Genomic DNA, 26419 nt, shown 5'->3' on the forward strand with positions numbered 1-26419 from the left:
CAGGAACGATCGCAGACCTCGGCTTGGATGACCGTTTGTCGCCTCTCACCGGAGAATCGGCGGGCTGAGGACGGATGCTCGCTCGTTGGCCATTCCAGCCGTTCGAAGGGAAGGGAGCGAGTGGCCGAAAGTGGCCGATCTCTGCCCGTGGTCGGGGCCCGGTAGCACGCTGTCCCTCCGGCTCCATTGCCGGTGACAAATTTAATTCGCGGCCCGCAAACGCTTATCCAGTAAGGGCTGGAGCAGAATCGACTGAGATCGCCTGGCGTGTTGACACTTTTACTGTCGCAACGGTGACAATTTTAATACGGCCTACGCCAACGAGGATTGGCGGGCCCGTCGCAATCACTTCTATGGCCATCTCAAACTGCCGCAGGATGCGAAAACGTTCCTGGAGCCCGCCATTGAGCATTTGGATGTGGGGCTTGCCAAGTTGCGCGACGCCGCGTATTCATGCAAGGCTTGTTGACGTTTGGTGAAATAAATGCTGCCGATGGCTCGTGCCACTCCTTGAATGTGATGACCCTACTGTTTTTCTTGATTCATGCCTGCAATCACACGCGGAGGGCTGCGGGCGCCTCAAACATGCGTTGCGGCCAGCACCGCTGCCCATGCCAGCAGCGCCATGCCAAGCGGTGCGCTGAGCTGCCGTCCCCAGGTTACGTTTTTCTCGATAGCCATGGCCGCGGCGAGCACCAGCATCCAGCCGAGGCTGCCTGCACCCACGACGAACATCAGCAGCATCAGCGTCCAACAGCGACCGACGCAGAACAACCCATGGCGCAGGCCCAGCATGAATGCGTGCCGCTCGGGAGCGCGGCCGCGCCAGCGGCTGATCACAAAGCTCAGCGGCGTGCGGCATTTGTCGAGGCACCGATATTTAAGTTCGCTGAACTGAAGCGCGCCGGCGCCGGCGAGCGTGGCCGCCCCGATCAGCCAGCCATGCCATGCCATGCCATGCCAGCGCCGGCACCCGGGCGATGCCGGCGACGAGCAGCGCGTGCAGTCCGTGTGCCACTAGTCCGAATGCGCTCCACGCTGCAACGTAGCCGAGGCCGAGTAGGAACAGCAGGGACGCCTGCGCGCAGACCGTCTCGCGGTAGCGCTCCACGGCAGCCAGCGTGGCACTGTCCTCGAAGGCCATCGGCAAGTAAACCCCACGCGTGGGGATACGCAGCGTGGCCACGTCGGGCAGGCGGGCTTCGATAGCCAGCAGGCTCGCCACCAGCGTGTCCTGGTGGATGCAACTGCTGTCGTAGCGGACTTGTAGCGAACGCACCCCCGGCGACAGTTCCAGCACGCCTTGAATCGGGCTGGCGGCGAGCGCTTCCATCATCAGGTACACGCGCAGCCGCAGCCCGATGTCGAGTACGTTGTCGCCATAATAGGCGACGGCAGGATGATGTCCATCTGCAGGCCGTTCGGCCAAAATGGCCGCGAATCGGGTGGCCGTTGGCAGCAAGGTCAGCCGCGCGCCAGGAGGGGTGGGCAGTGCGCCGCGCTGGTCGGCGATGGATTGCTCCTGCGCGGCCTGGAGCGCACGCCCCTCGTCGAAGCTAAGCGCGCGGAAGCGGATGCGGTCGCCCGGTTTGAGCTGGCCGACCTTCCACAGTTCGGCCCTGGCAACCGTGACCGGACACACGAAGCCGCCCAGGCTGGGGCCATCGTTGGTCAGGATGACCGGGAAATCCCCGGTGAAATTGATGGCGCCGATGGCGTACTCGCAATCGTGCACGTTGGACGGATGCAGTCCAGCCTCTCCGCTGGTTCTCGCGGCCCTCCTGTGAACGACGCTGGCTCCTTGCGCTGCTACCAGCGCGAGCCACCTGGACTTCCTGGTTCTGCTGGATTTCATGGTGGATGCTGTCCCCAGTGCCTGCCGGAGGTGGCACGTGCTGCAAGCGGCTTTGGACAAGGCGCGCCGCGTGGTCATTGCCCGAGGGGAAGGCAAGAGCGCTTGTGGTTCGACCCTGTCTTCCTTGCAGTTGACTCGCAGTTGATGCGGTGTCGTGCAAACTTGCGCGGGTTGGCTGCGCCTAGCGGTTGGAGCGATTGCTTGGTTTAGTGTCGTTAGCGTCACGGGCGTGCGAGGCGCGTCAGCAGCCATTGCGGGGGAGCGTTGTTAGATGGCAAACTTGCAACACTGTTGCAAATACAAGTGAATACAAATAAACTGCCCCCCGTCGCTGGAGCGCCAGCCCTTATTCCCGCAGCCATCCGATGTCGCGGCGTGCACTTGCCCTCCTGCTAAGCCTGTTCCTGCTCCTCGGGCAGGCGTGGGGTGCCGTCCATGCGCTTTCGCACATCCACGAGCATCTGCATGGCAACCCGTGCGCGGCGCCTGCCGACACGGAGCAGTGCGGGCCGGGCCACGACGTCTGCCTGCAATGCCTGGCCTTCGCCGCCGCTGCGGTGGCCATGCCATCCCTGAGCCTCTGGCTGCTGAACGCCTGCTTGCGGCGCTGGCATTACCCGCTGCTTGCCGAGCGGCATATCGCGCCAGTATTCTCGCCCCGGCCGCGTAGCCGCGGTCCGCCCCTGACCGTCGCATCGTTCCCGTAGTGCATTGGCGCGGGCCAGAAGGATCCGCGCGACGCTTCCACACAATCAGGGCCATACCCATGCCAGCTCTCCAGCTTCGAGCCATCGCGGCCGGTGCCGCGTCGGCGCTCGCCGTATCCGCGCACGCACAGTTGTCGCCACCCGACCCGTCGGCTTCAGCGCCGCCGGTCGCAGCCCAGCAGGTGCAACCAGCACAACAACCACAACCGCAGAGTACGCAGGCAGCCGATGACAAAGCGCTGAAAGCGGTCGTCGTCACCGCCAAACGTCTCGACGAGGCACGCAATGCCTTGTCGCCAGAAACCGGCAGCTCGGTGTATCGCTTCGACAGCGAGGACATCAACGCGCTGCCACTGGGAGAGAACACCCCGCTGAACCAGGTTCTGCTCCAGGCACCCGGCGTGGTGCAGGATTCCTTTGGGCAGTTGCACGTGCGCGGCGATCACGCCAATCTGCAATACCGTATCAACGGCGTCATCATTCCCGAGCCGATCAGCGGCTTCGGTCAGATGCTGGACACGCGATTCGCAGACGAAATCAAGCTGCTGACCGGCGCGCTGCCGGCGCAGTACGGCTACCGCACGGCCGGCATCGTGGACATCCGGACCAAGGGCGCGGCCACCGATGAAGAAGGCACGCCCAAGGCCATCGGCGGCGAGATCGGCACGGTGATCGGCAGCCATGCCGATCACGAGGCCAATGGTTATCTGCAGGGCGCCAAGGGCCCGTTCAGCTATTTCCTGAGCGGCTCCTTCAACGAGAGCAACCTCGGCATCGAGAACCCCACCTCCAGCCGCAACGCCATCCATGATCACACGGACCAGGGCAAGGCCTTTGGCATGCTGTCCTACCTGATCAATCCGGACAGCCGGGTGAGCTTCATGTTCGGCAGCGCGGACAATCGCTTCCAGATTCCAAACCGGCCGGGGCTCTCGCCGACCTACTCGATCGACGGCGTGGTCACGCCGCCCTCCGACAGCCTCAACGCCAACCAGCGCGAGAAGACCGACTTCCAGATCCTGTCTTACCAGAACAAGGTGTCGGCCGCGCTCGATTACCAGGTGTCGCTCTTCCACCGCACCAGCCGCGTCGACTACATGCCGGATCCGATCGGCGATCTGGCCTATAACGGCGTCGCCGCCAATATCACCCGCAAGAACGAAGCCTATGGCGTACAGGCCGATGGGAGCTACGTGCTCAACGCGAGCCATACACTGCGCTCCGGCCTGTTCGTGCAGCGTGAGCATTACAGCGTGGACAATGCCTCCAGCGTGCTTCCCGCCGACGCCGACGGCAACCAGACCAGCGGGGTGCCATTCACCATCGTGGATAACTCCAGCAACACGGGAACCACGATGGGCGTCTACCTGCAGGACGAATGGAAGGCCACCGACAAGCTGACGATCAACTACGGCGCGCGCTATGACCATGTGAATACCGTGGTCAGCGAGCAGCAGTTGAGCCCGCGCCTGGGCATGACCTACGATCTCACCAACGTCACCCGCCTGCACGCCGGCTACGCGCGCTATTTCACGCCTCCGCCCACGGAAAAGATCAATACCACGTCGGTAGCCCTGTTCCAGGGCACCACCAACGCCCTGCCGTCCGATGCCAATACCGCGGTGCGCTCGGAGCGGTCGGACTATTTCGACATCGGCGTCTCCCACCAGGCCACGCGCAACCTGACGCTGGGCCTGGATGCCTACTACCGCAAGGTGCGCCATCTGCAAGACGAAGGGCAGTTCGGCAATGCGCTGATCTTCTCTTCGTTCAATTACGACGACGGCAAGATCTACGGGCTGGAAGGCACGGCCAACTACCGGCAAGGGAGTTTTGCCGCCTATGCCAACCTGAGTGTCTCGCGTGCCATGGCCAAGGGGATCGAGACCGGCCAGTTCAACTTCGGTCCGGATGAACTGGCCTATATCGCCAGTAACTGGGTACACCTTGATCATGACCAGACGGTAGCCGGCTCCTTCGGCACCTCTTACATGTGGCGCGGCACGTTGTTCACCGCCGATGCCCTGTTCGGCAGTGGCTTGCGCAACGGCTTTGCCAATACCACTCACCTGCCGGCCTACTTCCAGGTCAATGCTGGCGTGGCGCACACATTCGATACGCCTGTCATCGGTAAATTCAAGGTGCGATTTACGGTGATCAACCTGTTCGATCGCTCCTACCAGCTACGCGATGGCACCGGTATTGGCGTGGGCGCGCCGCAGTACGCGCCACGGCGCAGCTACTACGTGGCGCTGACCAAACCTTTCTGAGCGTCGCAAGCGGCGGCACTGCCTGGCTGGCTGCGCCGCCGGGAAGAGTCGCCGTCAGGATTTACAGGACGTGCAGCGCAGGCAATGGCGGAATGCATCTGTGAAAAGTAGCCGACTGCCACGTCAATCTGGTCCGGCGGGCCAACGTCAGCAGTGAAAGCGAGGAATTGCCATGTTCTCATTGAACGCAATCGCGGCGGCCCTCGTCACGCTGCTCTCGACATTCGCCGGCGGCGCGTGTGCATTCAGGTTCCGAGACCGATTGCACCTGGTGCTCAGCTTCACTGCCGGTGTCTTGCTGGGCGTAGTCGCTTTCAACATCCTGCCCGAGATATTTGCGCGAGCACATCAGCATGGCTCCGACGGACTCGATGCGATGGTCGGGCTCGTTGTCGGCTTCCTGCTGTTTCACAGCATCGAAAAGTTCGTACTCGTCCACCACGTGCATGAGGATGACTATGCCGAGCATCATCATCCTCAGGTGGGCATGCTCTCGGCCCTGGCCTTGATTGGCCACAGTTTTATGGATGGTGTCGGGATCGGCCTGGCCTTCCAGATTTCGGAGGCGGTCGGAATTGCGGTGGCAATGGCAGTGATCATGCACGACTTCTGCGATGGCCTGAACACGGTCAGTTTGATGCTGGTACATCGCAACTCCAATGCCCATTCACTGGCGATGCTGATCTTGGATGCCATGGCACCGGTTGCCGGGGTGCTTTCAACAGTTGCCTTGCGCGCGGCTTTGCCCATGCTGAACCTCTACCTGGGATTCTTCGCGGGCTTTCTCCTCTATATCGCAGTAGCGGATGTACTCCCTGAGGCGCATTCCCGGGCGCGCTCAGTGACCGCCGTCAGCCTCATTGGCCTGACGGCACTGGGCTCGGGCCTCATGTACCTGGTCATGCGACTGATGGGATAGCGAACTCCCAGATGCTCATTGGGCAGGCGCATCGATGAAGCAACGCCCCGCATGGAGGTGGAGGCGAACATTCTCACTTGTCATGCAACTAAGTTGCATTTATGATCTTGATGCAATTGAGTTGCGTAAGCTGGTTGCGGGAGGTGTCGTGAATACTGAGTCCGAGGCTGGTGCACATACCAAACTGGCATCCATGGGGCTGCGCTGTACGGCAGCAGCCCGGCAGCTATTGCTTCTGTTCGAGCAGGCCGGCCAGGAACTGCTGACGCACCCGCAGATCAATGAACGGTTGCACGAGCAGCGGCTCGACATCAACAGGGTGACCCTGTATCGCCTTTTGGACAGGTTCGTCACGGCAGGCATGATCGAGCGAGTGGTGGATCAGGACCGAGTCGCCCGCTACGGTTGGGTCGCGCAGAAAGATTGCCCGGCCGTTGCGCCGAGCTTGCCGCCGCGTTTTGAATGTCAGTGTTGCCGTCGGCAGTTCCGGATGCCCGAACTGTCGCAGGTCTGCGACGCGCTTCTGCTGGTGTTCGCGGCCTGGAGCGCCCAGGGCCACCGAGCGGTCTGTGCCGAGGTGGCGGTGCGAGGAGTCTGTGCGCGATGCATTCAGCGCTGACTTACCCGCCGAGAACGCCTATGCAGGCCGATCCGCATGCCAACTTGCCTGGCCGATCGTTCCTGGCCTGCGATATCGAGCAACTTATCGCTATGTTCCGCGACCTGATGGACGCATCGCTTGCTATCGTGCGCTTCGATGTGATGAGCCACGTGCAGTGCCTGCGCTTTCGCGTCGACAACGTGGGAGTGCGCCTGCTTTTCACCTACTGTGGCGGGGGTACGCAATGGCTGAATGAGCGCTATGCGGATCGCAGCACGCTAGGTCCCGGCACCGCCGGTCACGCCGACGAGAAGCCGGGTCTCATGCTCGATTGCGCGGGCATCCATTCGATTTCTCGCCTGCCAGCGGCCATCCTCAAAGGACGGCGCTGGCCAAGTAACGCGGAGCGTGGCGCCATTCACCAGTTGCCGCCTCTATCACCTGTTTCCGTTCCCCGAGTATTGGTTGCCATCGCTGCCATCGCCATTGTTTAAAAGACAGAGCCCATGAATAAACAACCCCTTCTTCCCGTCACCGTTCTGTCCGGCTTTCTTGGCGCCGGCAAGACAACGCTGCTCAACCACATCTTGAACAACCGAGAAGGCCGCCGGGTGGCCGTCATCGTCAACGACATGTCGGAAGTCAATATCGACGCAGCGCTGGTGCGCGATGGTGGCGCGGAGCTGTCTCGAACCGACGAAAAACTGGTCGAAATGAGCAATGGGTGCATCTGCTGCACGTTGCGCGAAGACCTGTTGCTCGAAGTGAATCGCCTGGCCAAGGAAGGAAAGTTCGATCAGTTGGTGATTGAATCGACGGGGATTTCCGAGCCACTACCCGTGGCGGAAACCTTTACCTTCACGGGCGAGGATGGGCAGAGCTTATCGGATGTCGCTCGCCTGGACACGATGGTCACGGTGGTGGACGCCTACAATTTCCTGAAAGACTATAGCTCGCATGAGAGTCTGCAGTCGCGCGGCGAGTCGCTGGGCGAGGAAGACCAGCGCACGGTGGTGGACCTCTTGATCGAGCAGATCGAGTTCTGTGATGTCATCCTGCTTAACAAGGTCGACCTCATCACCGACGCGCAACGCGCTAAGTTGATGGCGATCCTGCACAGTCTCAATCCCAGGGCAAAAGTAGAGGTCTCCGAGTTCGGCAAGGTTGCACTCGACAAGGTTCTGGGCACAGGTCTCTTCGATTTTGATGCGGCGTCCAAGGCCCCGGGTTGGCTCAAGGAATTGCGCGGTGACCATACGCCGGAGACGGTGGAATACGGCATCACGAACTTCGTCTACCGCGCGCGTCGCCCGTTCCATCCCGCGCGCTTCTTCGCTCTGATCGAGAGCGAGTGGCCCGGTGTCATTCGTTCCAAGGGCTTCTTTTGGCTGGCGAGCCGTCCGACCTATGCGGGTTCGTGGTCGCAAGCCGGTGGTGCCTGCCGTCATGGGCTGGGCGGGCTTTGGTGGGCCGCAGTGCCCCCCGGACGCTGGCCAGAGGAGCCCGAAGCCGTGGCAATGATCCGAAAGAACTGGGAAGAAGGCGTCGGCGACGCACGGCAGGAATTGGTGCTGATCGGCATCGACATGGTCGAAGTCGATCTGAGAAAGCGCTTCGATGCCTGTTTGTTGAGCGATGCAGAGATGGCTCAAGGCCCCCATGCCTGGCTCACTTACAACGATCCGTTCCCAGCTTGGGGCTAACGCCCGCGCCCGTGCGCATCAGCACGGCTTTACCCTGACGATGAGTCATGCCCCGTCTATCATGTTCAAGCAAAACCATGAGTTCCCGACTCCCCGACGTCGCACTGACCGAAACCTCTATTATCCCGGCACCGCTTGACTGGGTGGGCATGCAAGGCATTGACGTGCCGCTCAGCTTGCAGCGCCTGGTCGACCTGGCTGAGGTCGGAGGTAGGGTCCCACTGCAGCGCGCCCGAGAGCGTCAGGTTCTTCGAGTTGCCGAAGTCCACCCAGCCGTCGGAGCGGTTGCCGCTGACGTCGAGCCGGTACGACCACTGGTCGCTGATCGCGCCACTGCTGTCGAATGCCATCCGCTGCGTGTTCTCGGTACCGATGGTCGCCCGGATCTCGTTCTCGATGGGACCGCGCGTCGGCTTGCGCGGCACCACGTTCACCACGCCGCCGATGGCGCCTTCGCCGTAGATCACCGACGCGGGGCCGCGCAGGACTTCGCTTCGCCAACCAGGTGTCGAACGGGAACGTCACGCCGATGCCGCCGTATTGGCGCAGGCCGTCGTAGAGCTGCATGACCGATGTCGACCCCGTGAAGCCGCGCGACGATAGCGCCGCGCCGCCGTTGCCCGGGTGGCCGAGGTTGGACAGGCCCGGCGCCCGACTGATGGCGTCAACCAGCGAGGCGTCGCCGCGCTCCTCGATCTGCTCGCGCGGGATCACGTCGACGCTGGCAGGGGTCTGCATGGGCGTCAGACCGAGGTTCGAGCCGGTCGAAGTGTTTTCCGACAACGCGGTCTGTGGGCTGGCCTGGACGGTGACCGTCGCGAGTTCGGGGACGCCGGAAGCGGTGGACTGAGCATAGGCGGGCAGGCACGTTGTGGCGGCGGCCAGCGCGACATAGTGCCGGCGAAAGAGACGGGGAGACATGGAGAGATGGTGATGATGCCCTAGCCGTACCGCTGCGGGAGGGGCATCCCAGAATCGATTGTATTCAGCACCTGCCAGGCTGCGCAGTGACAGATGGCCGCAGGGCAAGGCATGGAGCCGACCTTGACAGTTACGTGCGGTGCTGTGCTAGCCCGCTATGGCTGTGACGGCGACTCGGTGCACCTGGCCGTCAAGAACTGAAGACGCTCGGTTAGCGCCAGAAGGTACGCATCATGGCGTTCGCCACGCTCGACAGAGGCCATGAAGGGAGGATGAGCGAAATCAACCAGACGCCGCTGGTCGACGTCATACTGGCGCTGCTGATCAGCTTCATTATCGTGATTCCCATCATCAACCACGCGGTGAAGATCGACCTGCCGCAGGCGACCAATCAACTCAATGACACCAAGCGCTTTCCGGTGAGGCTTATCAGATTGTTTGCAATGAAGTAAGGCGCCTGGTCGGCGATCCTGGGCTCTGGACCTTCCGGACCAGGCGCTGAGCGCTGGCAGAGTGAACGTGTGCCTGTGCCGAACACGATGGACAACGACGGATTGTTGATTGCGCCGCTTGCTACCACAAACTCGCCGTCAAGGAGCCGCAGTCTATGCAGTACTGATACTAGTGGCCAGGCACGCGACTTCAGTACCTGCTGCGGACGTTGCTGAAGCGGCTGCCCCGTCCTGGGAACGGTGACGGATTCTCGCCCTTCCACCTGCCCGCGCAACTAAGCTTGGCGCCATTTCCTGGACTTGCCGCTCGACCCGGTCGGCGATGTTCAAATGCTGAAGGTAGCTCTGAACGATGCCTTGCCCATCATTCGCGCTAACGAGAGACCCCGGCGCTAACAGTAGCGTAGCGGCCGTTAGAGCGCATCCCATTGATCCCAGCCTTAGGCGGGCAGCAAGTCTCGTCATTTTGCACCTGCAAAGTGGTTCTGAATTCGGCGGGCTCAGGCGCCAGGCAACGGGCCATGGTCGTCGCAATGATCGCCATGGGGATGGTGCAGGTGACCTCCGACGAGATAGTCAATATGGTCTCCATGCGGTACGGCCTCGTGCCCACAGCCGGGTCCGTGCACGTGATCGGAACCATGGGCACCGCAATTGTGGTTTGGCGTGCACCGGTCAGGGTTGGTCTGGCTTACCCCAATCACATGTTCATCAATGTGATCACCATGCAGGTTGTGAAGGTGGCCGTCATGCAGATAGTCAACATGGCCATCATGCAACACGGCAGCGTGGCCACAGTTTGGTCCGTGTTGGTGGGGGTGATTGGCCGGATGGGGCAGTGAGCATTCAGTCATGGCAACCAGCTCCTCAATATAGTTCCTTGTTCGAACCCAGGCATACGCGGCGGCATGCAAGGCACTTGGCAAATGCGCGGAGAGACATTCCCATAAGGCCATCCTAGAAGCTGCTTTTTCCACATGCAAGCAGATAGGCGCTGGCGAACTCGACTGTCGCAAGCTCATGGCCTGGATGGCTGGTCGATTGTGCGTCGAGGGGCCCCGCCTGCGCGTCACCCGTGGTGTCGCCGGAAACACAAAGGCGATCGTGCTGCGCAGGCTTCCAGCCTTGAAGCATCGGTGCGTGTTCAGCTCCCTACGATTTTGCACCGCAGCGCCGAAGCGCTATTGCAGACGTACCATCCGCCATGCCAGCCGAGCTGCCCATCCGACCGGTGCCAATGCCCTACTGCTGATAGTGTTCGACCCGCGCGTCGCTAATGGCGTACCCGGCATCGCCCATCATCGTTTCGGCTCGCTCCACTCGCAAGACTCCACTGATCCAGACGGTGTCCATGGTGCGCATCCCCCGCAGAGGCTGGCGGGTGCGGACGTGGACGACTTGGTTGGCGGGCGGCGGCGGCACATGGATGCACGCGCCGAAATATGGCACGAGCAAGAATTCGCGGATCGTCTCGCCTTCGGCTTCAAGGCCCAATTTGAGGGCTGGCCGGGATTCGTCAATATGTGAAGCTTAAGATATCCGCGAATCCCGGCCAACCCTCTAGTGGGTGGCGAGTCGAGGCCACCACTTCGATTTCCTTCACGCGCTCCTTCGGGAGCCGCTCGGTCGTGGCTCATAAATTTCACCGTGCAAGCCAGTTAGCTTGGTCTTGACCGCGCACGAGGACTCAACCAGACTGAAACCGGATAGACCATGATACGTGTCTTAACGGCGGGATCCCCAATCTATTTCTCACATTTATGAAAAATGACATTGATCAGGCGGGACTGACAAATTTCGCCATAAGTTGGCCCCAAACTATAGAATATTTTTCGTTGAATTTGGGGAAGCTGAAGGCCGGTGACCAACTGGAAACCGTCGAGACTTGGTTGCGGGACGGTTCCGAGCCGACGACATACACCGTGGATTGTGTAAGTTGTTTGCGAGATCCGAAGGGGTGGGTTGTTTCACTCTTGTACGACTGCAGCACAGGTGACAATCCATCAATTGCATCGTTGTATCCCGACATTCCTTGGGGCACGACGACATTGACTATTTCGACTGATTTGAGGTTGGCAACGGCGTCGTTCTGTCCAGAGCGAAGCTCGGCCAAGGTGCAAGGGGAGTGCCATGCGTTTCCAGCGGAATTGTATGAGAGCCTCTCCCGGTCGCAGGTTAGTGTTTTACTTCGCCCCGGACAGGCGAAATTGCGCAAACAGCTTTTCGACCTGTATCCGCGATGCGCCATCTCCGACGAGGCGGAGCCCACCGTGCTTGAAGCTGCGCATGTCATCGATCATGGCGATGGTGGCATTGCATCTTGCAACAACGCGTTGCTGCTCCGGGCAGATTTGCATACATTGTTTGACAGCGGCAAGCTGTGGATTTCTTCCAGCGGGGAAATCGAGTTGCGCGATGTGTCCGAAGATTCTCGGTATCACGCAGAACTTAAGGAGTCCTGGAATCGGACCTTGCCGGCGGGTGTACTTCATAAAATTGGAGCAGCATTGAAGGAGCGAGAAGGGCTTTGGGAGTCTCGACAACTCTGGTGAGGCAAATAGCGCGGCCGATTTTCGGGGTGGTCCGAACCATTTGGGAGCTGCTTCCTAGTTGCTACACGATGTCGGCCAGCGGCCCAGCGACTGCGGGGTACCGGCCAGCGCCAACTGGCGCGCCATGGTCGAGTGGGACGATCGCGGGCGCGCATTGCGCGCTCGGAAACCCGGCGCGATGACAAGCTTGCGCAAAGGCCTGCGCCGCGGGTCGGTGTGGATCAATTACAGTCAGTTCCTTTCGGGAACGCGACCCGGATTTATCGATTTCAAGCACTTCACCGTCGCCGTCTCGATGGCGGGCCCTGTCTATTGGCCGGTCGGCTCGCGGCCGCCGAGCGGGCGCAGCGCCGGGCCGAGCGGGCCGGAGCCGAAGCGGCGCTGGTGCGCCAGCTACTGGCAAAATTGCGCGTGGCGCTGCGCGAGCGGACGGGCGCGCGGCGGAAGGGGTAATCGTACTTTTCGTGCAAAATCTGGCGGTTTCCCCGAAAGCCTTTGTCGACAAGGCTTTCCGACAGGCCCACACCTGTTGGCCGCTGCGAATGAGTGGAGGGCGTAACATATCCGCCCGCGATTCGGATCGCGCCATCTCGATGGGGGCAAGAGATGCCGGGCTTGGGATTTCGCTATGTGGGAAGTGACCGGCTGCCGATGCGACTGTCGGAATTCGATGTGGAGCGATATTTAGCACTGACCGACAGCGACGTCGCGGCGATCAATAAGCGCTTTCGGCACGATCGGCGCGCCGGGGCGGCCATCCAACTGGTATTTCTGCGCGCAAGTGGGCATAGCCTCGGCCAGGTAAGTACGCTGCCGCGTCAGTTGCTCCACTACATCGGCCAGCGGCTCGGCCTACCCACGCCGACGATCGCATCGCTTCGGACCCTATATCGTCGGTACAAAACGCTCTATGACCACCTGATCTGGGCCTGCGGGTATTTGGGCTTGAAGTCAATCGGCCCGGACCAGTGGGCAGACCTCGAAGCATGGATGCGCCAGGATGCCAAGGAATCACTCACGCTCGACGAACTGCTCCAGCACGCGAACTGCTGGCTGTACGAACGAAGGATTCTGATCCCCGCCGACCGGACGTTGCGGGATCTCGGACGATCGGTCTGGGCTGAGATCGAGCGTGACACTTTCGCCCTGATCGAGGCGACCGTCCCTGAGACGCAACTGAGGCGAGCCGATGCAGCGCTATCTGCAGCGCTATCGAGCCAACACGACGCCGCAGACATGACCGTTCTCGACTGGCTCAAGACGCCGCCGGCCCGGCACAGTCCGACGACGCTCACGGAAACGCTGGAGAAGATTCGGTTTCTCAAGGAGATCGGGGTACACACATGGACGCTGGACACCGTGCCGATCGATAAGCAGCGTGCCTGGGCACAGCGGATTCAGGCGCGCCGTCCGGTGAAGACCCGCGAGCTCAAGGGGTCGACGCGCACTCTTGAGCTGGTATTTTTCCTGCGCATGACGCTGCTCGAGATGACCGATTCGCTGCTCTATCAAATAGGGCGCCGCGTTTCCGATCTGGTTCGGCACGCCTACAACAAGACCACAACGAAACAGGCTCGCTCTGCAGTTGAATATCGACAACAACTGGTCGCGATCAAAGCGCTCGTTCGTGACAACACGCGCCCGGCAGAAGCCAGACTTGCAGAGATAGGAGCACTGCTTGGGGAGCTACCGGACAAGCCTCCCGCCAGCCATGCGGCCAGCGTGCGCGAAACGCTGACTGATGATTACCGGCGCATCCGTAGTCTCCTTGCACCCCTTTTTGAGCTGGAATTCTCGGGTCGGGACACAGAACCAAGCCTGCAGCAACTCGAGCTTATCGCGAGGCTGCGCGATGACGGCGCGACGGAGTTGCCCATTGACCACGGAGTGCCGATTAGCGCCAACTGGCGCGCTTTGGTCGACTGCGACGATCGAAAGCGTGCACTGCGCGCTCTGGAAGCCGCCGCGATCACGAGCTTGCGCAAAGATCTGCGACGCGGGTCGGTGTGGATCAACCACAGTCTGTCATTTCGTGAGCGCGACCAGATGCTGATTCCGCCGTCAGATTGGGAGTCCGAGCGAGGCCGGCATCTATCGTTATTGGGTCTACCAGCTACAGCGGATCCCTTTCTCGAGCGATTGACTGAGAACCTGAAGGCGGGCCTCTCGGCGCTGGAGGAGGCTCGCGAACCCGGCCGCGTGATAATCGGCAGGGATGGCGCCCTGCACCTGTCAGCACTTGAAGCGCTACCGACGGACGGGATACCGAGGCGCACACGCGACCTTCTGTTCAAGGCGATCGGCACAGCTCAGTTTGCCGATCTGATGATGGAAGTGGATGTCCGCACGGGCTTTAGCGAAGTACTGCTGGCGCGGAAGGCACGCGATGCCAACGAACTTGTCTCGCTCTATGGTGCGCTGATGGCGCACGGCACCGAGATCGATGCGAAAGGCGTTGCCGCCATGATTCAGCAAGTCGACGCTGCGGCGATTTCGACCACAATGCGTGTGCTCGAGATGTCGGGCCGGCTGTCGCGCGCCAACGCGCGCGTGGTTGAGTTTCAACGTACGCACCCCATCACAGAGTTGTGGGGAACTGGGCAGCGAGCCTCGAGCGACTCAATGAGCCTGGATACTTCACCTCATCTGTTCTACGCTCGTGTCGATCCGCGTAGGCGCACCCATGCAGTCGGTATCTACACGCACGTCCTGGACCAGCATGGCATCGTGTACAACCAGCCCATCGTCCTTAACGAGCGCCAGGCGGGCGTCGCAATTGAAGGGGCAGTGCGCCACAGCGACACGCGCGAAGATGGCGGCCTGCTCGCGCTTGCCGTTGATACTCATGGGTATACGAACGTGGGGATGGCCGTATCGAAGCTGCTCGGCTTCGATCTATGCCCGCGGCTACGCGATTTGTCGGAGCGCAAGCTCTATCTGCCACGGGGTATGGAGATGGCCAAAGATCTTGCTCCCATAGTGGATCATGGTATCTCATTGAAGCCCATTCGCGACGGCTGGGACGGGCTGTGCGGCTCGTTGCATCAATCAAGTCAGGGCGTGTCAGCGCTGTCGTCGCGTTGCAGCGATTCGGCAGCGCAGCCCAAGGGGATCCGATTTATCGGGCGGCGGAACAGCTTGGCAAGCTGCTGCGTACCCTGTACCTGTGCGACTATTTCAGCAACGTCGAGTTTCGCCGAGAACTGCATGCGCTACTCAATCGCGGTGAGTCGGTGCACGAACTCCAGCGTACGATCTACACGGGCAAGGTGACGCCGGAGCGCGGCCGTCGTCGTGACGAAATCATCGCGATTTCTGGCTCCTTGACTCTGCTGACGAACCTGGTCATCGCATGGAACACGCAGCGCATGCAAGCGACGGTCGACGCCTGGCGCGGCAAGGGGCAGCGAGTCGACGACGATTGGCTGCGCCGAATGGGGCCGGCGCATTCGGCGCATGTGAACTTTCGGGGCACGTTGCGATTTCCCCTCGAGCAGTACCAGGACATATTGCTCGAAGCGGCGCCCTGGCAGCGTGCGGAAGGATCGTGAGGGCCATCTTCGAGGAGGAGGAGGCAAAAATGGACATCAAATACCGACGCGGTCGACGAGGTTGTCCTCGCGCTGCTCTACCTGAATTTCTGCGGGGAGAATCGTGCCTGGAGGAGCTTTGATTGGGACGCGCTGAATCGCTTGCACGAGAAGGGGCTCATCGGGGATCCCGTGAACCGTGCGAAATCGGTGTGGCTAACCGACGAGGGACTAGGCGAGGCCGAGCGATTGTTCACGAAATACTTCGTCCGCGCTGGCGACTAGCAAGTGGATACCGGGCACATGTGATCTCTCGCACACAAGCATGCAGCGCGCCTTTCAGCATTGTTCGTTGGCTCTGAGGGGCTGCGTTTGCTGGCAAGGCTGGCGCCAGATTTTGCATCGAAAGGATGCAAGTTGGTGAACTTGATGGTTTCTTTAACGCTTTGATTTGTAAGGGTAATTCTTAGCTCACCGCCAGATTTTGCACGAAAAGTACGATTACCCCAAGGAGGAGAGCGGCAAAAAAACGCCAGAAGGAGGCCCATGCAACTTCTCTCAGGGCAGTGCTTGCACGATCCCTGAGGGAAGCTCTCCGGCCTCCCTCATCGTGCTTGATCAAATCTCACAGATTCGACATCACAAACGCCGCTCATGCCCAGCACGTCGCGCAGATAGACTGCAAATTCTTGCGTGAACTGGTCGACCCGGTGCGGTCGGGTTCGTGAAGTAAACAGAGCGTTCAAGGGCCAGGCGGGCAGCGACCAGCCGGGCAGCAGTTGGACCAAGCGGCCCGCGCGCAGCGCCTCGGCGGCCAGGTAGTGGTGAATGGGGGCATAGCCTCGGCCCGCGACCAGCACGTCGAGCAGGGCCAGTGAGCTGTCGACCTCGAAGATCGGCGGGCTGGCAATGACCTCCATTTGCTTGCCGCGTCGCAGCTCAAGTCTGGCGGCTTGGGTGCGACTCAGCGCCAGGCGCGGCAGCGGTGCCAGGTCCCTGGGTTGCTTGGGCCGCCAGGGGGTGGGAAACAGTTGGGGCGCGGCGACCAGCACCTCCTTCAGAGTGCCCAGCGGCTTGGCCAGCAGCGAGGAGTCCGCCGGGGCACCGATGCGGATCGCGACGTCGACACCTTCCTCGACTAGGTTGACTTGTCGCTCCGACAGCAGCAGGCGGATCGTCAGCCCGGGATGGCGCTGGCCGAAACCGGTTAGGAAGCGGTTGAGCACCACATGGCCAAAACCGCTCGGGCCGGCAATGGTGATGCGGCCCTGCATCGAACTGGCGGCTTCGACCAGGCGCTGCGCCAGCTCGGCTTCGGAGCGCAGCACCGACGACGCGTAATCGTAGACCTGCTGGCCGGCCGGCGTGATCTGCAGGCGGCGCGTGGTGCGGGCAATCAGCACGGCGCCGTAGTGCCTTTCCAACTCCTGCAAGTGCCGGCTCGCGGTGGCCTGCGCCAGATCGAGGTCCAGCGCGGCGCGCGACACGCTGGCGCGATCCACCACACGGCAAAACGTCTTGAAGCCTGCCAGCAGGTCGTTCATGGCTGTACGATTTATCCCAATTCTGGATAGATTATATTCGTTTATCCGTCTTCAATCGACTCGCAGAAAGGCGAAAGATAGCTTCGCAACCATGATCGATTGGAGTTCCCGTGAAGAAATCTACAAATTCCTTGCCACTGCAAATCAGCGGCATCGCTCTGGCGCTTTGGGCGCTTGCCTTCCAAGCACAAGCCCAGGCGGCAGACCAGTGCAATACGGTGCTGGTCGACGCCCAGCCTCGGGTTGTTGCCAGCGGCTTTCAATACACCGAGGGACCGGCCTGGGACCCGCGCCACAATCGCTTTGTATTCAGCGACATCCCGGCCAACACGGTGTTTGGCGTGACGCTGGACGGCAAGGTGGCGCCGGTGCTCAAGCCGTCGGGCTATGCCAACGGCAACGCGTTCGACGCGGCGGGCAATCTGTGGAGCGCTCGGCATGACCGCAAGATCGGCAAGACCGACGCCGGCGGCAGCACCACGGTGGCGCTGGAACTCGTTGACGGCAAGAAGCTGAACAGTCCGAATGACCTGGTGGTGGCCGGCGACGGCAGCGTGCTGTTCACCGATCCGCCGTACGGGATTCAGGGCTATGGCCCGCAGAGGGCGGCCGAGGAACAGCCGGTGCGCGGCGTGTACCGCTTCAAAGACGGCCACGCCACGCTTCTGACCGGCGAACTCACGCTGCCCAACGGACTTGCGTTCTCGCCTGACGAACGCTTGCTGTACGTGGGTGACACCGCGGACGGCACCGTCTACCGGTTCAAGGTTGGATCGGACGGTCAACTGACGGGCAAACTGGCGTTCGCAAAAATTGAGCCAGCCCCCGGCCAGGAGCCGATGGTCGACGGCCTCAAAGTGGACCGCGACGGCAACCTGTGGATGGCTGGCCCCGAGAGCCTGGGCGTCTTCAGCGCCGAGGGCGTGATGCTGTGCAAGGTGGACATGCCTGGCCACCACCTCAGCAACTTGGCCTTTGGCGGCAAGGACGGCCGCGACCTGCTGATCACCTACAGCGACAAGGTGCTGGCATTGCGCAGCCGCGTGGCCGGCCGTTGAATTCAATCCTCCCACTATAGAGAGCCATCCATGAAAATCATTCTGATCGGCGCCAGCGGAACGCTGGGCCAGGCCATCGGCCGGCAGCTCGGCCCGCGTCACCAGATTGTGGCCGCCGGACGCGCCGGGGCCGATGTGCAGGTCGACATCAAGGACCCAGCCAGCGTGCGACGCATGTACGTGCAGGTGGGCGTCTTTGACGCGGTGGTTTGCGCGGCCGGCAATGTGCATTTCGGGACGCTGGGCGAGATGACCCCAGAGCAGTTCAGCATCGGGCTGAAGGACAAGCTGATGGGCCAGGTGAACCTGGTCACCGAAGGGCAGCACCGGATTGCCGATGGCGGCAGCTTCACGCTGATCAGTGGCATCCTGAGTCAGGATCCGATACGCGGAGGAAGTTCGGCGGCGATGGTGAATGCGGCACTGGATGCATTTGTCGCCGCTGCCGCGATTGATCTGCCGCGCGGTATCCGCATCAACAGCGTCAGTCCGACCGTGTTTGTCGAGTCGATGGCGGTATATGGACCGTACTTCAGCGGCTTCAAGCCGGTGCCGGTGGACGACGCAGCGTTGGCATTCGCAAAGAGCGTGGAAGGGGCGCAGACCGGACGGACTTACCAGGTCGTGTGAACTGAAGAGTTTACTTCATTGGAGGAAGCGGATTGCCTGTCTTCGCGAGAGCCATGTTCGCGGACACAATTGTCGTCGTGAGAACACTTTGTCACCTGATCGGCGGTCCCGTCACCCTCAGCCGCAACGGATCTGGTCATGGCACCGATATTGCGAAGCGATACCCGCGAAAGGATTTCGAAGCGATTTCCTTCGCCATAACTATCCGCCACCCATTCCAAAAAAATTGGAGGAGACATGACGACGTCGCTTCAGTCGGTTCCTGGGACACTCAGCCCCGATGCCGTTGATGAAAGTATCGAAGAACAGCAGCGCATCGTATCGAAAGTCATTCGAAAGATCATGCCGTTGGCATTGATCGGGATCTTCGTGTCGTATGTGGACCGGACTAATCTGTCGGTAGCTGGCCCTGATATGCAAGCCGCGCTCGGCCTGACACCTGCAATGTTCGGTCTGGCCTCGGGACTCTTCTTTATCGGTTACGTCTTATTCGAAATCCCGTCGAACATAGCGTTGCAGCGATTCGGCGCCAAGCTTTGGATCGCCCGGATCATGGTGACCTGGGGCCTGATCTGCATGGGCACTTCACTGGTTACCGGTGCCACGTCGCTCTACATCTTCCGCCTGTTGCTGGGCGTCGGAGAGGCCGGCTTCTACCCCGGGATTCTGTTCTATCTCAGCCAGTTCGTTCCGATCCGGTATCTAACCAGAGCGTTCGCAATCTTTCAGATCGGCGTTCCCATTTCGCTGGCGCTCGGCAGTGCCCTGACCGCCGCACTGTTGACCATGGACGGGATTCTTGGCGTTGCCGGCTGGCGGTGGGTCTTGATCATCGAAGGTGGCATGGCTGTGGTAGTGGGCTTCATCACCTATTTCGCTATGGCTAATACGCCCGAGAAAGCGAGATGGCTGACCGCTCGCGAGAAGGAGACGCTCGTCACGGCAATTCGGAGCGACCGGGCGAGCGGAGCCGAAGACAGCCACGGTTTCGGCGCCATCGCCTCGGTCATGAAGACGCGCGCGGCATGGTACTACTGCTTCCAGTACACGTCCATGCTGATCGGCTTCTACGCCGTCACCTACTGGCTGCCCCAGATCATCAAGCTGCGCTTTTCTGTCAGCGCGGTCCAGGCCGGTCTGCTCTCGGCCGTGCCATGGGTATTCTGCGCTATCGCGCTGATCACGCTGTCGCTGGTTCCGCTCCGCGAGAAGAATCGGGCCAGCGTGCTAAGCGCCATCCTGATGCTGGCAGCAATCGGATTGACCATGTCCGCGTTCGCCCAGAACGCCATCCTGGCCTTTGCCGGGCTATGCATGGCCGCCTGCATGCAGGCAGCCGTTCCCCTGTTCTACAGCTTCCCCTCGCAGCACTTTGCTGGCGCACGTGGGGCCGTTGCACTGGCGCTTGTGAACTCCGTCGGCAATATCGGCGGCTTCTTCGGCCCGTACATCCTGGGCGTGTTTCGCCAGACCTTCCACACTGACACAATTGGGCTGGTGTTCCTGGCGGGAACATTCGTCATCGCCGCGTGCCTGGCGTTGGGGCTTCCCAGACAACTCAGGTCGGCCGAAGCGCGAACCGGAGCACGCGCATGAGCGGCATCCTGGCCATCTGGAACGACTGCACTGCTGCGCATTTGGCAGCCTACGAGACCTGGTATCGGGAAGAACACCTGCCGGAACGGCTTGCGGTCCCCGGCTTCTTGACCGGCCGTCGATTTGAGGCGATACGCGCTTCGCGTCAGTTCCTGACCACCTACGAGGTGGCTGATCCTGACGTGCTGGGTTCGGCCGCCTATTGCGAACGACTCGCGCATCCGACCGCGCGCACCATCGCGATGATGCGAGATGGCTTTGCCAACGTGTCCCGTACGGTCTGCGAGCGACACGAGGTCCACGGCGCGATTCGCGGCAGTGTGGTGCTGACCGTTGCGCTGAACACAACCGATGCGTCCACGCAGTTGGGCAACGCCGCGGACAGGCTCGGAGCCGGGGCGGAACATACGCACTCCGAGATCTGGATTGCCGCGCAGCCCGCTACGGCTGAGATTTCGGCAGAAGAATCGCTGCGCGGCGGTGACCTGAAGATCAACGGCTGCCTGGCGCTGGAATATCTTCGCCCCGACGTGGCCGACCGCGTTGCGGATGCGCTGCACCAGCAGTTCCCCGAGGCCGTCATCGGCACCTATCGGCTGCTTTGCTCACTGAACCAGGAGGACTTGTGATGCGGATTTTGCTGATCCAGGGCGCCAACATGGAGTCTCTCGGCTTTCGCCAGCCGGAACTTTATGGCACCACTACTGCGGTCGAACTGGACGAGATGCTGCGCTCAGACGCCGCAGCGCTCGGAATGCAACTCGACATTCTCTACACCAACATCGAAGGCGAAGCCATCGGCGCCATCTATCGGGCCGCACGCGACCAAATCGACGGCCTGGTCATGAATCCGGCAGGATTTCTCTATGCGGGCCTTGCCCTGCGTGATTGCCTGAAGGCAGTGCCACTGCCCTGCATCGAAGTGCATATGACCAATATCGACGCCCGGGGCATGCACTCTGTCACCGCTTCGGAAAGCGCCGGCATGGTGACAGGCCTTGGTGTCGATTCCTACCGGCTGGCGTTGATTGCCATCCAGAAAGTCATCAACAAGAGGAACAAACATGCTTGAAGCAACACCAAGGACAGCGCTCGTAACCGGAGCGGCCGTTGGCATTGGCCATGCCATTGCTGAACGCTTCGAGAGGGACGGCTGGACCGTCTACCGTTTTGACCGCACACTGGAGGATAGCGCGCGGGCCGTGCGCGGCGATGTCCGCTCCGAAGCGGACTGGAAAAGGCTGGCAGATCGTATCGGTAGCGAAGCCGGGCAGCTCGACGTGCTGGTGAACAACGCCGGCATCCTGCGCGAGGCGCCGTTGGAGGACACCAGCCTGGCGGTCTGGGATGAAGTCATCGGCGTCAACCTGACCGGCGCCTTCCTTGGTTGCCGGAGCATGCGGGCGCTGCTGAAGCGCGGCGATTCGCCGTGCATCCTGAATGTGGCCTCCATTGACGCGCTGCGCGGCAGCCTGCGTCACAGCGCCTACGCCGCCAGCAAGGGCGGCGTGGATTCCCTGACCCGCGCCCTGGCGCTGGCGCTGGAACTAGCCAACGATGGCATTCGCGTCAACGCAATCTGCCCCGGCACCGTCGATACCCCGATGTTCCGTAGCATTCACGGCAATACCGCCGATCGGGCACAAGAGCGGCTGGCGTTGCATCCCCTGAAACGGATTTCGACGGCAGAAGACCAGGCTGCTGCGGCTGCGTTCCTGTGCAGCGGGGAAGCCGCTTTCATCACCGGCGCATCGCTGAGCGTCGACGGCGGCCGCGCCATTCGATAACCGGAACATGAGACCATGACGCAACCAAGGAAGACCGCATTGATTGCCGGCGCCACCGGCGTTGTCGGACGGAGCCTGCTGCGGCTGCTGGCCGACGACCCGGCATGGGACGTGATCGCCGTGTCGCGACGCGAGCCGGATATCACCGGCGAGTACCGTCATATCCCGGCCGATCTGCTCGACGCCGCCGATGCGAGGACCAAGCTCGGAGGCTTGACGGAGGTTACGCATATCTTCTTCTCGGCCTACATCGAGAAGGCCGGCTGGGCCGAAATGGTGGCGCCGAACATGGCGTTGCTCGCGAACCTGATGGATGCCGTCGAGCCGGTGGCGACTGGGCTGCAGCACGTCAACCTGATGCACGGCACCAAGTGGTACGGCAACCATCTCGGACCATTCAAGACTCCCGCGAAGGAGACAGACCCGGGTCACATGCCACCCAACTTCTACTATGACCAGCAGGCGTTTATCGCGCATCGCCAGCAAGGCAAGGGGTGGACATGGTCCGCAGCACGTCCGCACGGGATCTGCGGCTTCGCCATCGGCAACCCGATGAATCTCGTCATGGTCCTGGCGGTGTATGCCACCCTTTCCAAGGCACTAGGGCTACCGTTGCGCCATCCGGGATCCGAGGGCAACGCGCGCGCGCTGTACAACGTGACCGACAGTGGGTTGCTGGCACGCGCCTGCTTGTGGATGGCGACCGATCCGGCAGCCGCCAACGAGCCGTTCAACGTTACGAATGGCGACATCTTCCGCTGGCGCAACTTGTGGCCCGCCATCGCGCGGTACTTCGACATGGAGACAGCTCCGGCCCAGAAAATCGATCTGGTGCAGATGATGGCCGACAAGGGGCCGCTGTGGGAACAGCTGGTCAGGGAGCATAATCTCCGGCCGATCCCGTACGAGCAACTGGTGGGCTGGAAGTACGGAAACTTCGTCTTCACCCCCGAGTTCGACGTCATCTCGTCCACGACCAAGGCCCGCCAGCACGGCTTTAGCGAGGTCATAGACTCGGAGGGCATGTTCCTGCGCCAGTTCGACGAACTGCGCGCGAACCGGATCATTCCCTAGGATCAGCTGCGGGTTGCGCCGCCGGCTCGCGCCTCTGGTTAGCGCGGTGCCGGCTCCTCACCTTTGGCTTCCTCGAGCATGCTCAGGCGCTTGTAGAGGTATGAGCGCGAGATCCCGAGTTCTTCGGCGACACGCTTCTTGTTACCGCCGGTACGCCGCATCGCTTCTACAATCAGCTCCGATTCCAGCCGTTCCTTCGCTTCACGGATGTCGGGCTGTCGAGGCTTCCCCGCGCCGGCTACCGGGGCGCCGCTCTGGCGCCACGCCAGCGCCTGCTCCGCGCCTTCCATGCTGCCGAAGTCGGCGACCGACAACACCGGGCCGTCGCAGAAGATTGCCGCGCGCTCGATTGCATGCTGCAACTGCCGGATATTGCCCGGCCAGGCGCGCGACTGGAGAAAGCGGATCGCGGATTCGGCAATCGACTTCTTCGGCGCGCCGTGCCGGAGCGCAAAGGCCTCCAGAAACGTTTCGGCCAGTTCTGGGATGTCCTCAAGGCGGTCGCGCAATGCCGGCAGCCGCAGCGTCACCGCGCTGATGCGATAGAACAGGTCCAGCCGGAAGCTCGAGTTGGCGATCATCGCCTTGAAGTCCCGATTGCTCGCCGATATCAGGCGGAAATCCGAATGCCGGGCGCGATCGCCCCCGACACGCTCGAACTGCCCATCCTGCAGCACACGCAGCAGCTTGACCTGCATGTCGATCGGCATGTCGCCGATTTCGTCGAGAAACAGCGTGCCGGTATCGGCTGCCTCGAACTTGCCCTTGCGGCCTTTGCGGTCCGCGCCGGTGAAGGCCCCCGGCTCATAGCCAAACAGTTCGCTCTCGACCAGGTTGGGCGGCATTGCCGCCGAGTTCACAAGCACCAATGGCTTGTCGCTGCGTGGGCTCAGCATATGGATCGCGTGCGCCACCATTTCCTTGCCGGTCCCGCTCTCGCCCGCCAGCAACACCGGTACATCCAATGGCGCCACGCGCAGAATGTTCTCTTTCAGCCGCCGCACTGCATCGCTGCTACCCACGATCTGATCCAGGCCATAGCTTCGGTTGCGAATGCCGGACAATTCCCTGCGATAGAAATCGAGTTCCTGCTTGACCTTGGCAAGCTCCACGGTGAGTTCGCGAATCGCCTCCGGCCCCTTGAACATCACTTGCCCAATGGCCGCCACGACGCGCTTGTTGCGATCGAAGATCGGCAGGCGCGACACCACACGCGTCACGCCATGCATCTCCTGCAGCTGGGCCACCTGCCCCTTGCCGGTTGCCACCACCTCCTGCAGCTTCGTGTTCTCGATCACCGATGTCACGTGCCGACCGATCGCCTCGCCATGCTTAAGGCCGAAGAACTTCTCGTGCACCGGGCTCATGTACGTGATGCGCGCCGACGTATCGACCACCACCATGGCCTTGTAGGGATCGGTAATGAAATGCCTCAGGATGTCCGGTGCTGCCTCCACGCTCGCCAGGAATTCGCTCAGTTCGTCGCCCTCCTGCACGGCGAAGATCAGGAAGCACACCGAATCGCGCGTCGGAATGGCCGCTACCGTCAGCGGGCGCTCCAGGTCGGCCATGGCCGACATCCGTTTGAGCGGCACGCGGTCGCGGTTCTGCCAGAGCCGGCCCAGCGACCTAGCAACCAGCGAATCCCTGCCGAGTCCGCTGGCGAATGTTGTGTTGCCCTCGGCATCGAGTACGAGGACTCCCTCTGATTCACGTTTCATGTCTCCACCACGCTTGGTCTGTTATATGGCACGTTGTGTCTTCGGCGACTACACAATTGCCTTCTCGATGATAGGCAAGAACACTAGGAAGACAGTTTCATTCTAAGCAGTTTTCCCTGGTTCGCCGGTATCCGATCCGCCTGCAAAGGCCGCAAACGCAGGCAGCGCCTATGTTTCCAGACAACTCCTCGTTCTGACGCAAATTTTGCGCCATGCGCTGGCACACCCTTTGCAGTATGTCGGTCACTTACCTAGATCCGACCCGAAATGGACACTCTGAAGACACTTCCGTTCCAGAAGCCCGGTGCAGGCCTTTCCTGCCTGCGGGGTATCCGCGTGCTCGACTTCACCACCTCGGTGGCCGGCCCTTACGGCACGCTTTTGCTTGCCGATCTTGGCGCGGAGGTGCTCAAGGTGGAAAAGCGCCATGGCGGCGACGACACGCGCAGCTGGGGGCCGCCGTTCCTGGACGGTGAGTCACTGTGGTTCCTGAGCATGAACCGCAACAAGCAGAGCATGACCATCGACCTGACTCGCCCGGAGGGCCGGCGGGTGGCGCATGAACTGGTGCGCAATACCGACGTCGTCGTCCTCAACACCGCGCAGCATGTGCAGGAAAAGCTCGGCCTCGACTATGCGACGCTCAAGGCCATCAATGGCAGGCTAATCCATGTCTCCGTGACCGGGTTCGGGCTCAAGGGCGAACGCGCTGACCTGCCATGCTACGACCTGATCGCTGAGGGCTACTCCGGGGTCATGCACCTGACCGGCGAGGCGGATGGCCCGCCCCAGAAGGTTGGCACCCCGGCCGCCGACCTGCTGTCCGGCCAAGATATCGCCATGGCCACCCTGGCCGCGCTGTTCGAACGGGAACGCACGGGCGCCGGTAAACAGATCGATGTGTCGATGGTGGCGACCATGGCGCGGTTCATGGCGCCGCGGATCGTGCCCTATCTGGGCTCCGGCGAGGCACCGAACCGCTCGGGGGGGACCGATTCCGTGATCGCCATCTATCAGGTCTTCGATACCGCGGATTTCCCTATCACGCTGGGACTCGGCAACGACGTCATCTGGCAGCGCTTCTGGACGGCGGTCGGGCAGCCGGACTACGCGCGGCAACCGGGATTCGAGACCAACGCGCGCCGCCGCGAAGCGCGCCAGGCGATTGTGCAGACCATTGCCAAACTCCTTGCGACGCAACCACGCCAGCACTGGCTTGCGCTGTTTGCCAAGCACCGCATCCCGTCCGGACCCATCAACAGCATTGACCGACTGGCCGACGACGTCCCGCTGCGCGAGAGCGGCATGTTTTTCGCGACCCAGGGCGTTGCTGGCCTGGTGCCGCAGGTTGGCCTGGGAATTCGCTTCGACGGCGCCAGTGCCGTGCTTCGCAACCCGCCGCCGGCGCTGGGCGAGGACACGGAGCGCATTCTTAGGGAAGAACTTTCCATGTCCGCGACGTGCATCGCGGGCCTCATCGACTCAGAAATCGTCTAAAC

22 protein-coding genes and 4 pseudogenes are annotated in these 26419 nt (G+C 61.6%); 20 read left to right on the forward strand and 6 right to left on the reverse strand.

The features are described from left to right. Positions 1-579: 579 nt before the first annotated feature. Both ACGLHR_RS19270 and ACGLHR_RS19275 read right to left on the reverse strand, forming a co-directional pair. Positions 580-1336: pseudogene (locus ACGLHR_RS19270) on the reverse strand (DUF2182 domain-containing protein). A gap of 240 nt (positions 1337-1576) precedes the next feature. Beyond that, positions 1577-2107: pseudogene (locus tag ACGLHR_RS19275) on the reverse strand (hypothetical protein); the annotation flags it as partial. A gap of 113 nt (positions 2108-2220) precedes the next feature. Here ACGLHR_RS19275 and ACGLHR_RS19280 point away from each other — a divergent pair. The 6 genes from ACGLHR_RS19280 to zigA all read left to right on the forward strand — a co-directional run bounded on the left by ACGLHR_RS19280 (position 2221) and on the right by zigA (position 8055). Further along, on the forward strand, positions 2221-2562 hold the full coding sequence (locus ACGLHR_RS19280) for a hypothetical protein (protein WP_400095888.1): 342 nt from the start codon (positions 2221-2223) through the stop codon (positions 2560-2562). Between the two features lie 59 nt (positions 2563-2621). Next, entirely contained in the window at positions 2622-4832 is a 2211-nt protein-coding gene (locus ACGLHR_RS19285) for a TonB-dependent receptor (protein WP_400095889.1), read from the forward strand. 172 nt (positions 4833-5004) lie between these two features. Further along, positions 5005-5751, forward strand: coding sequence for a ZIP family metal transporter (locus ACGLHR_RS19290; RefSeq protein WP_400095890.1), 747 nt, complete (start codon positions 5005-5007; stop codon positions 5749-5751). Between the two features lie 148 nt (positions 5752-5899). Next, on the forward strand, positions 5900-6370 hold the full coding sequence (locus ACGLHR_RS19295; RefSeq protein WP_400095891.1) for a transcriptional repressor: 471 nt from the start codon (positions 5900-5902) through the stop codon (positions 6368-6370). Positions 6371-6390: 20 nt separating this feature from the next. Further along, a complete protein-coding gene (locus ACGLHR_RS19300) occupies positions 6391-6846 on the forward strand; it encodes a DUF1826 domain-containing protein (protein WP_400095892.1) in 456 nt (151 codons plus the stop codon). A gap of 12 nt (positions 6847-6858) precedes the next feature. Next, on the forward strand, positions 6859-8055 hold the full coding sequence (gene zigA, locus ACGLHR_RS19305; protein WP_400095893.1) for a zinc metallochaperone GTPase ZigA: 1197 nt from the start codon (positions 6859-6861) through the stop codon (positions 8053-8055). A 197-nt stretch (positions 8056-8252) separates the two neighbouring features. Here the strand turns inward: zigA and ACGLHR_RS19310 are convergent. After that, positions 8253-8976 (reverse strand): annotated as a pseudogene (locus tag ACGLHR_RS19310) (TonB-dependent siderophore receptor); the annotation flags it as partial. Positions 8977-9209: 233 nt separating this feature from the next. Between ACGLHR_RS19310 and ACGLHR_RS19315 the strand changes: the two are divergent. Both ACGLHR_RS19315 and ACGLHR_RS19320 read left to right on the forward strand, forming a co-directional pair. After that, a pseudogene (locus ACGLHR_RS19315) lies at positions 9210-9386 on the forward strand (biopolymer transporter ExbD); the annotation flags it as partial. 563 nt (positions 9387-9949) lie between these two features. Next, on the forward strand, positions 9950-10270 hold the full coding sequence (locus ACGLHR_RS19320) for a hypothetical protein (protein WP_400095894.1): 321 nt from the start codon (positions 9950-9952) through the stop codon (positions 10268-10270). Between the two features lie 400 nt (positions 10271-10670). On the opposite strand, the gene ACGLHR_RS19325 is transcribed toward ACGLHR_RS19320, so the two are convergent. After that, positions 10671-10877 (reverse strand): DUF3299 domain-containing protein, encoded by a 207-nt coding sequence (locus ACGLHR_RS19325; RefSeq protein ID WP_400095927.1) that lies wholly within the window; start codon positions 10875-10877, stop codon positions 10671-10673. Between the two features lie 311 nt (positions 10878-11188). Here ACGLHR_RS19325 and ACGLHR_RS19330 point away from each other — a divergent pair, with 311 nt between their 5' ends. The 4 genes from ACGLHR_RS19330 to ACGLHR_RS19345 all read left to right on the forward strand — a co-directional run bounded on the left by ACGLHR_RS19330 (position 11189) and on the right by ACGLHR_RS19345 (position 15795). Continuing rightward, positions 11189-11980: an HNH endonuclease gene (locus ACGLHR_RS19330; RefSeq protein WP_400095895.1), complete on the forward strand. Its 792-nt coding sequence runs from the start codon at positions 11189-11191 to the stop codon at positions 11978-11980. A gap of 615 nt (positions 11981-12595) precedes the next feature. Beyond that, positions 12596-15253 (forward strand): Tn3 family transposase, encoded by a 2658-nt coding sequence (locus ACGLHR_RS19335; RefSeq protein ID WP_400095896.1) that lies wholly within the window; start codon positions 12596-12598, stop codon positions 15251-15253. Next, positions 15214-15531 (forward strand): Tn3 family transposase, encoded by a 318-nt coding sequence (locus ACGLHR_RS19340; RefSeq protein WP_400095897.1) that lies wholly within the window; start codon positions 15214-15216, stop codon positions 15529-15531. Before ACGLHR_RS19335 ends, ACGLHR_RS19340 begins: the two co-directional genes overlap by 40 nt. A 72-nt stretch (positions 15532-15603) precedes the next feature. Continuing rightward, complete coding sequence (locus ACGLHR_RS19345; protein WP_400095928.1) at positions 15604-15795, forward strand: DUF6429 family protein; 192 nt, start codon at positions 15604-15606, stop codon at positions 15793-15795. Between the two features lie 320 nt (positions 15796-16115). Here ACGLHR_RS19345 and ACGLHR_RS19350 read toward each other — a convergent pair whose 3' ends face one another. Next, entirely contained in the window at positions 16116-17054 is a 939-nt protein-coding gene (locus ACGLHR_RS19350; protein WP_400095898.1) for a LysR family transcriptional regulator, read from the reverse strand. 110 nt (positions 17055-17164) lie between these two features. On the opposite strand from ACGLHR_RS19350, the gene ACGLHR_RS19355 reads away from it, so the two are divergent. The 7 genes from ACGLHR_RS19355 (at position 17165) to ACGLHR_RS19385 (ending at position 23199) form a co-directional block, all read left to right on the forward strand. Continuing rightward, positions 17165-18112 (forward strand): SMP-30/gluconolactonase/LRE family protein, encoded by a 948-nt coding sequence (locus tag ACGLHR_RS19355; RefSeq protein WP_400095899.1) that lies wholly within the window; start codon positions 17165-17167, stop codon positions 18110-18112. 30 nt (positions 18113-18142) lie between these two features. After that, positions 18143-18742, forward strand: a complete 600-nt coding sequence (locus ACGLHR_RS19360) for a short chain dehydrogenase (RefSeq protein ID WP_400095900.1) — start codon at positions 18143-18145, stop codon at positions 18740-18742. Between the two features lie 237 nt (positions 18743-18979). Continuing rightward, positions 18980-20338, forward strand: a complete 1359-nt coding sequence (locus tag ACGLHR_RS19365; protein ID WP_400095901.1) for an MFS transporter — start codon at positions 18980-18982, stop codon at positions 20336-20338. Then, positions 20335-20967: a hypothetical protein gene (locus tag ACGLHR_RS19370; RefSeq protein ID WP_400095902.1), complete on the forward strand. Its 633-nt coding sequence runs from the start codon at positions 20335-20337 to the stop codon at positions 20965-20967. The genes ACGLHR_RS19365 and ACGLHR_RS19370 overlap by 4 nt, the downstream gene beginning before the upstream one ends. Beyond that, entirely contained in the window at positions 20967-21410 is a 444-nt protein-coding gene (locus tag ACGLHR_RS19375) for a type II 3-dehydroquinate dehydratase (RefSeq protein WP_400095903.1), read from the forward strand. The genes ACGLHR_RS19370 and ACGLHR_RS19375 overlap by 1 nt, the downstream gene beginning before the upstream one ends. After that, positions 21403-22125, forward strand: coding sequence for an SDR family NAD(P)-dependent oxidoreductase (locus tag ACGLHR_RS19380; RefSeq protein WP_400095904.1), 723 nt, complete (start codon positions 21403-21405; stop codon positions 22123-22125). The genes ACGLHR_RS19375 and ACGLHR_RS19380 overlap by 8 nt, the downstream gene beginning before the upstream one ends. Before the next feature lie 15 nt (positions 22126-22140). Beyond that, positions 22141-23199: an SDR family oxidoreductase gene (locus tag ACGLHR_RS19385; protein ID WP_400095905.1), complete on the forward strand. Its 1059-nt coding sequence runs from the start codon at positions 22141-22143 to the stop codon at positions 23197-23199. A gap of 38 nt (positions 23200-23237) precedes the next feature. Here ACGLHR_RS19385 and ACGLHR_RS19390 read toward each other — a convergent pair whose 3' ends face one another. Beyond that, entirely contained in the window at positions 23238-24920 is a 1683-nt protein-coding gene (locus ACGLHR_RS19390) for a sigma-54 interaction domain-containing protein (RefSeq protein ID WP_400095906.1), read from the reverse strand. 267 nt (positions 24921-25187) lie between these two features. Here ACGLHR_RS19390 and ACGLHR_RS19395 point away from each other — a divergent pair, with 267 nt between their 5' ends. Then, positions 25188-26417, forward strand: a complete 1230-nt coding sequence (locus tag ACGLHR_RS19395; protein WP_400095907.1) for a CaiB/BaiF CoA transferase family protein — start codon at positions 25188-25190, stop codon at positions 26415-26417. Positions 26418-26419 lie beyond the last annotated feature (2 nt).

Source organism: Cupriavidus sp. CuC1 (assembly GCF_044627735.1).
GTDB classification, from domain to species: Bacteria; Pseudomonadota; Gammaproteobacteria; order Burkholderiales; family Burkholderiaceae; genus Cupriavidus; species Cupriavidus ulmosensis.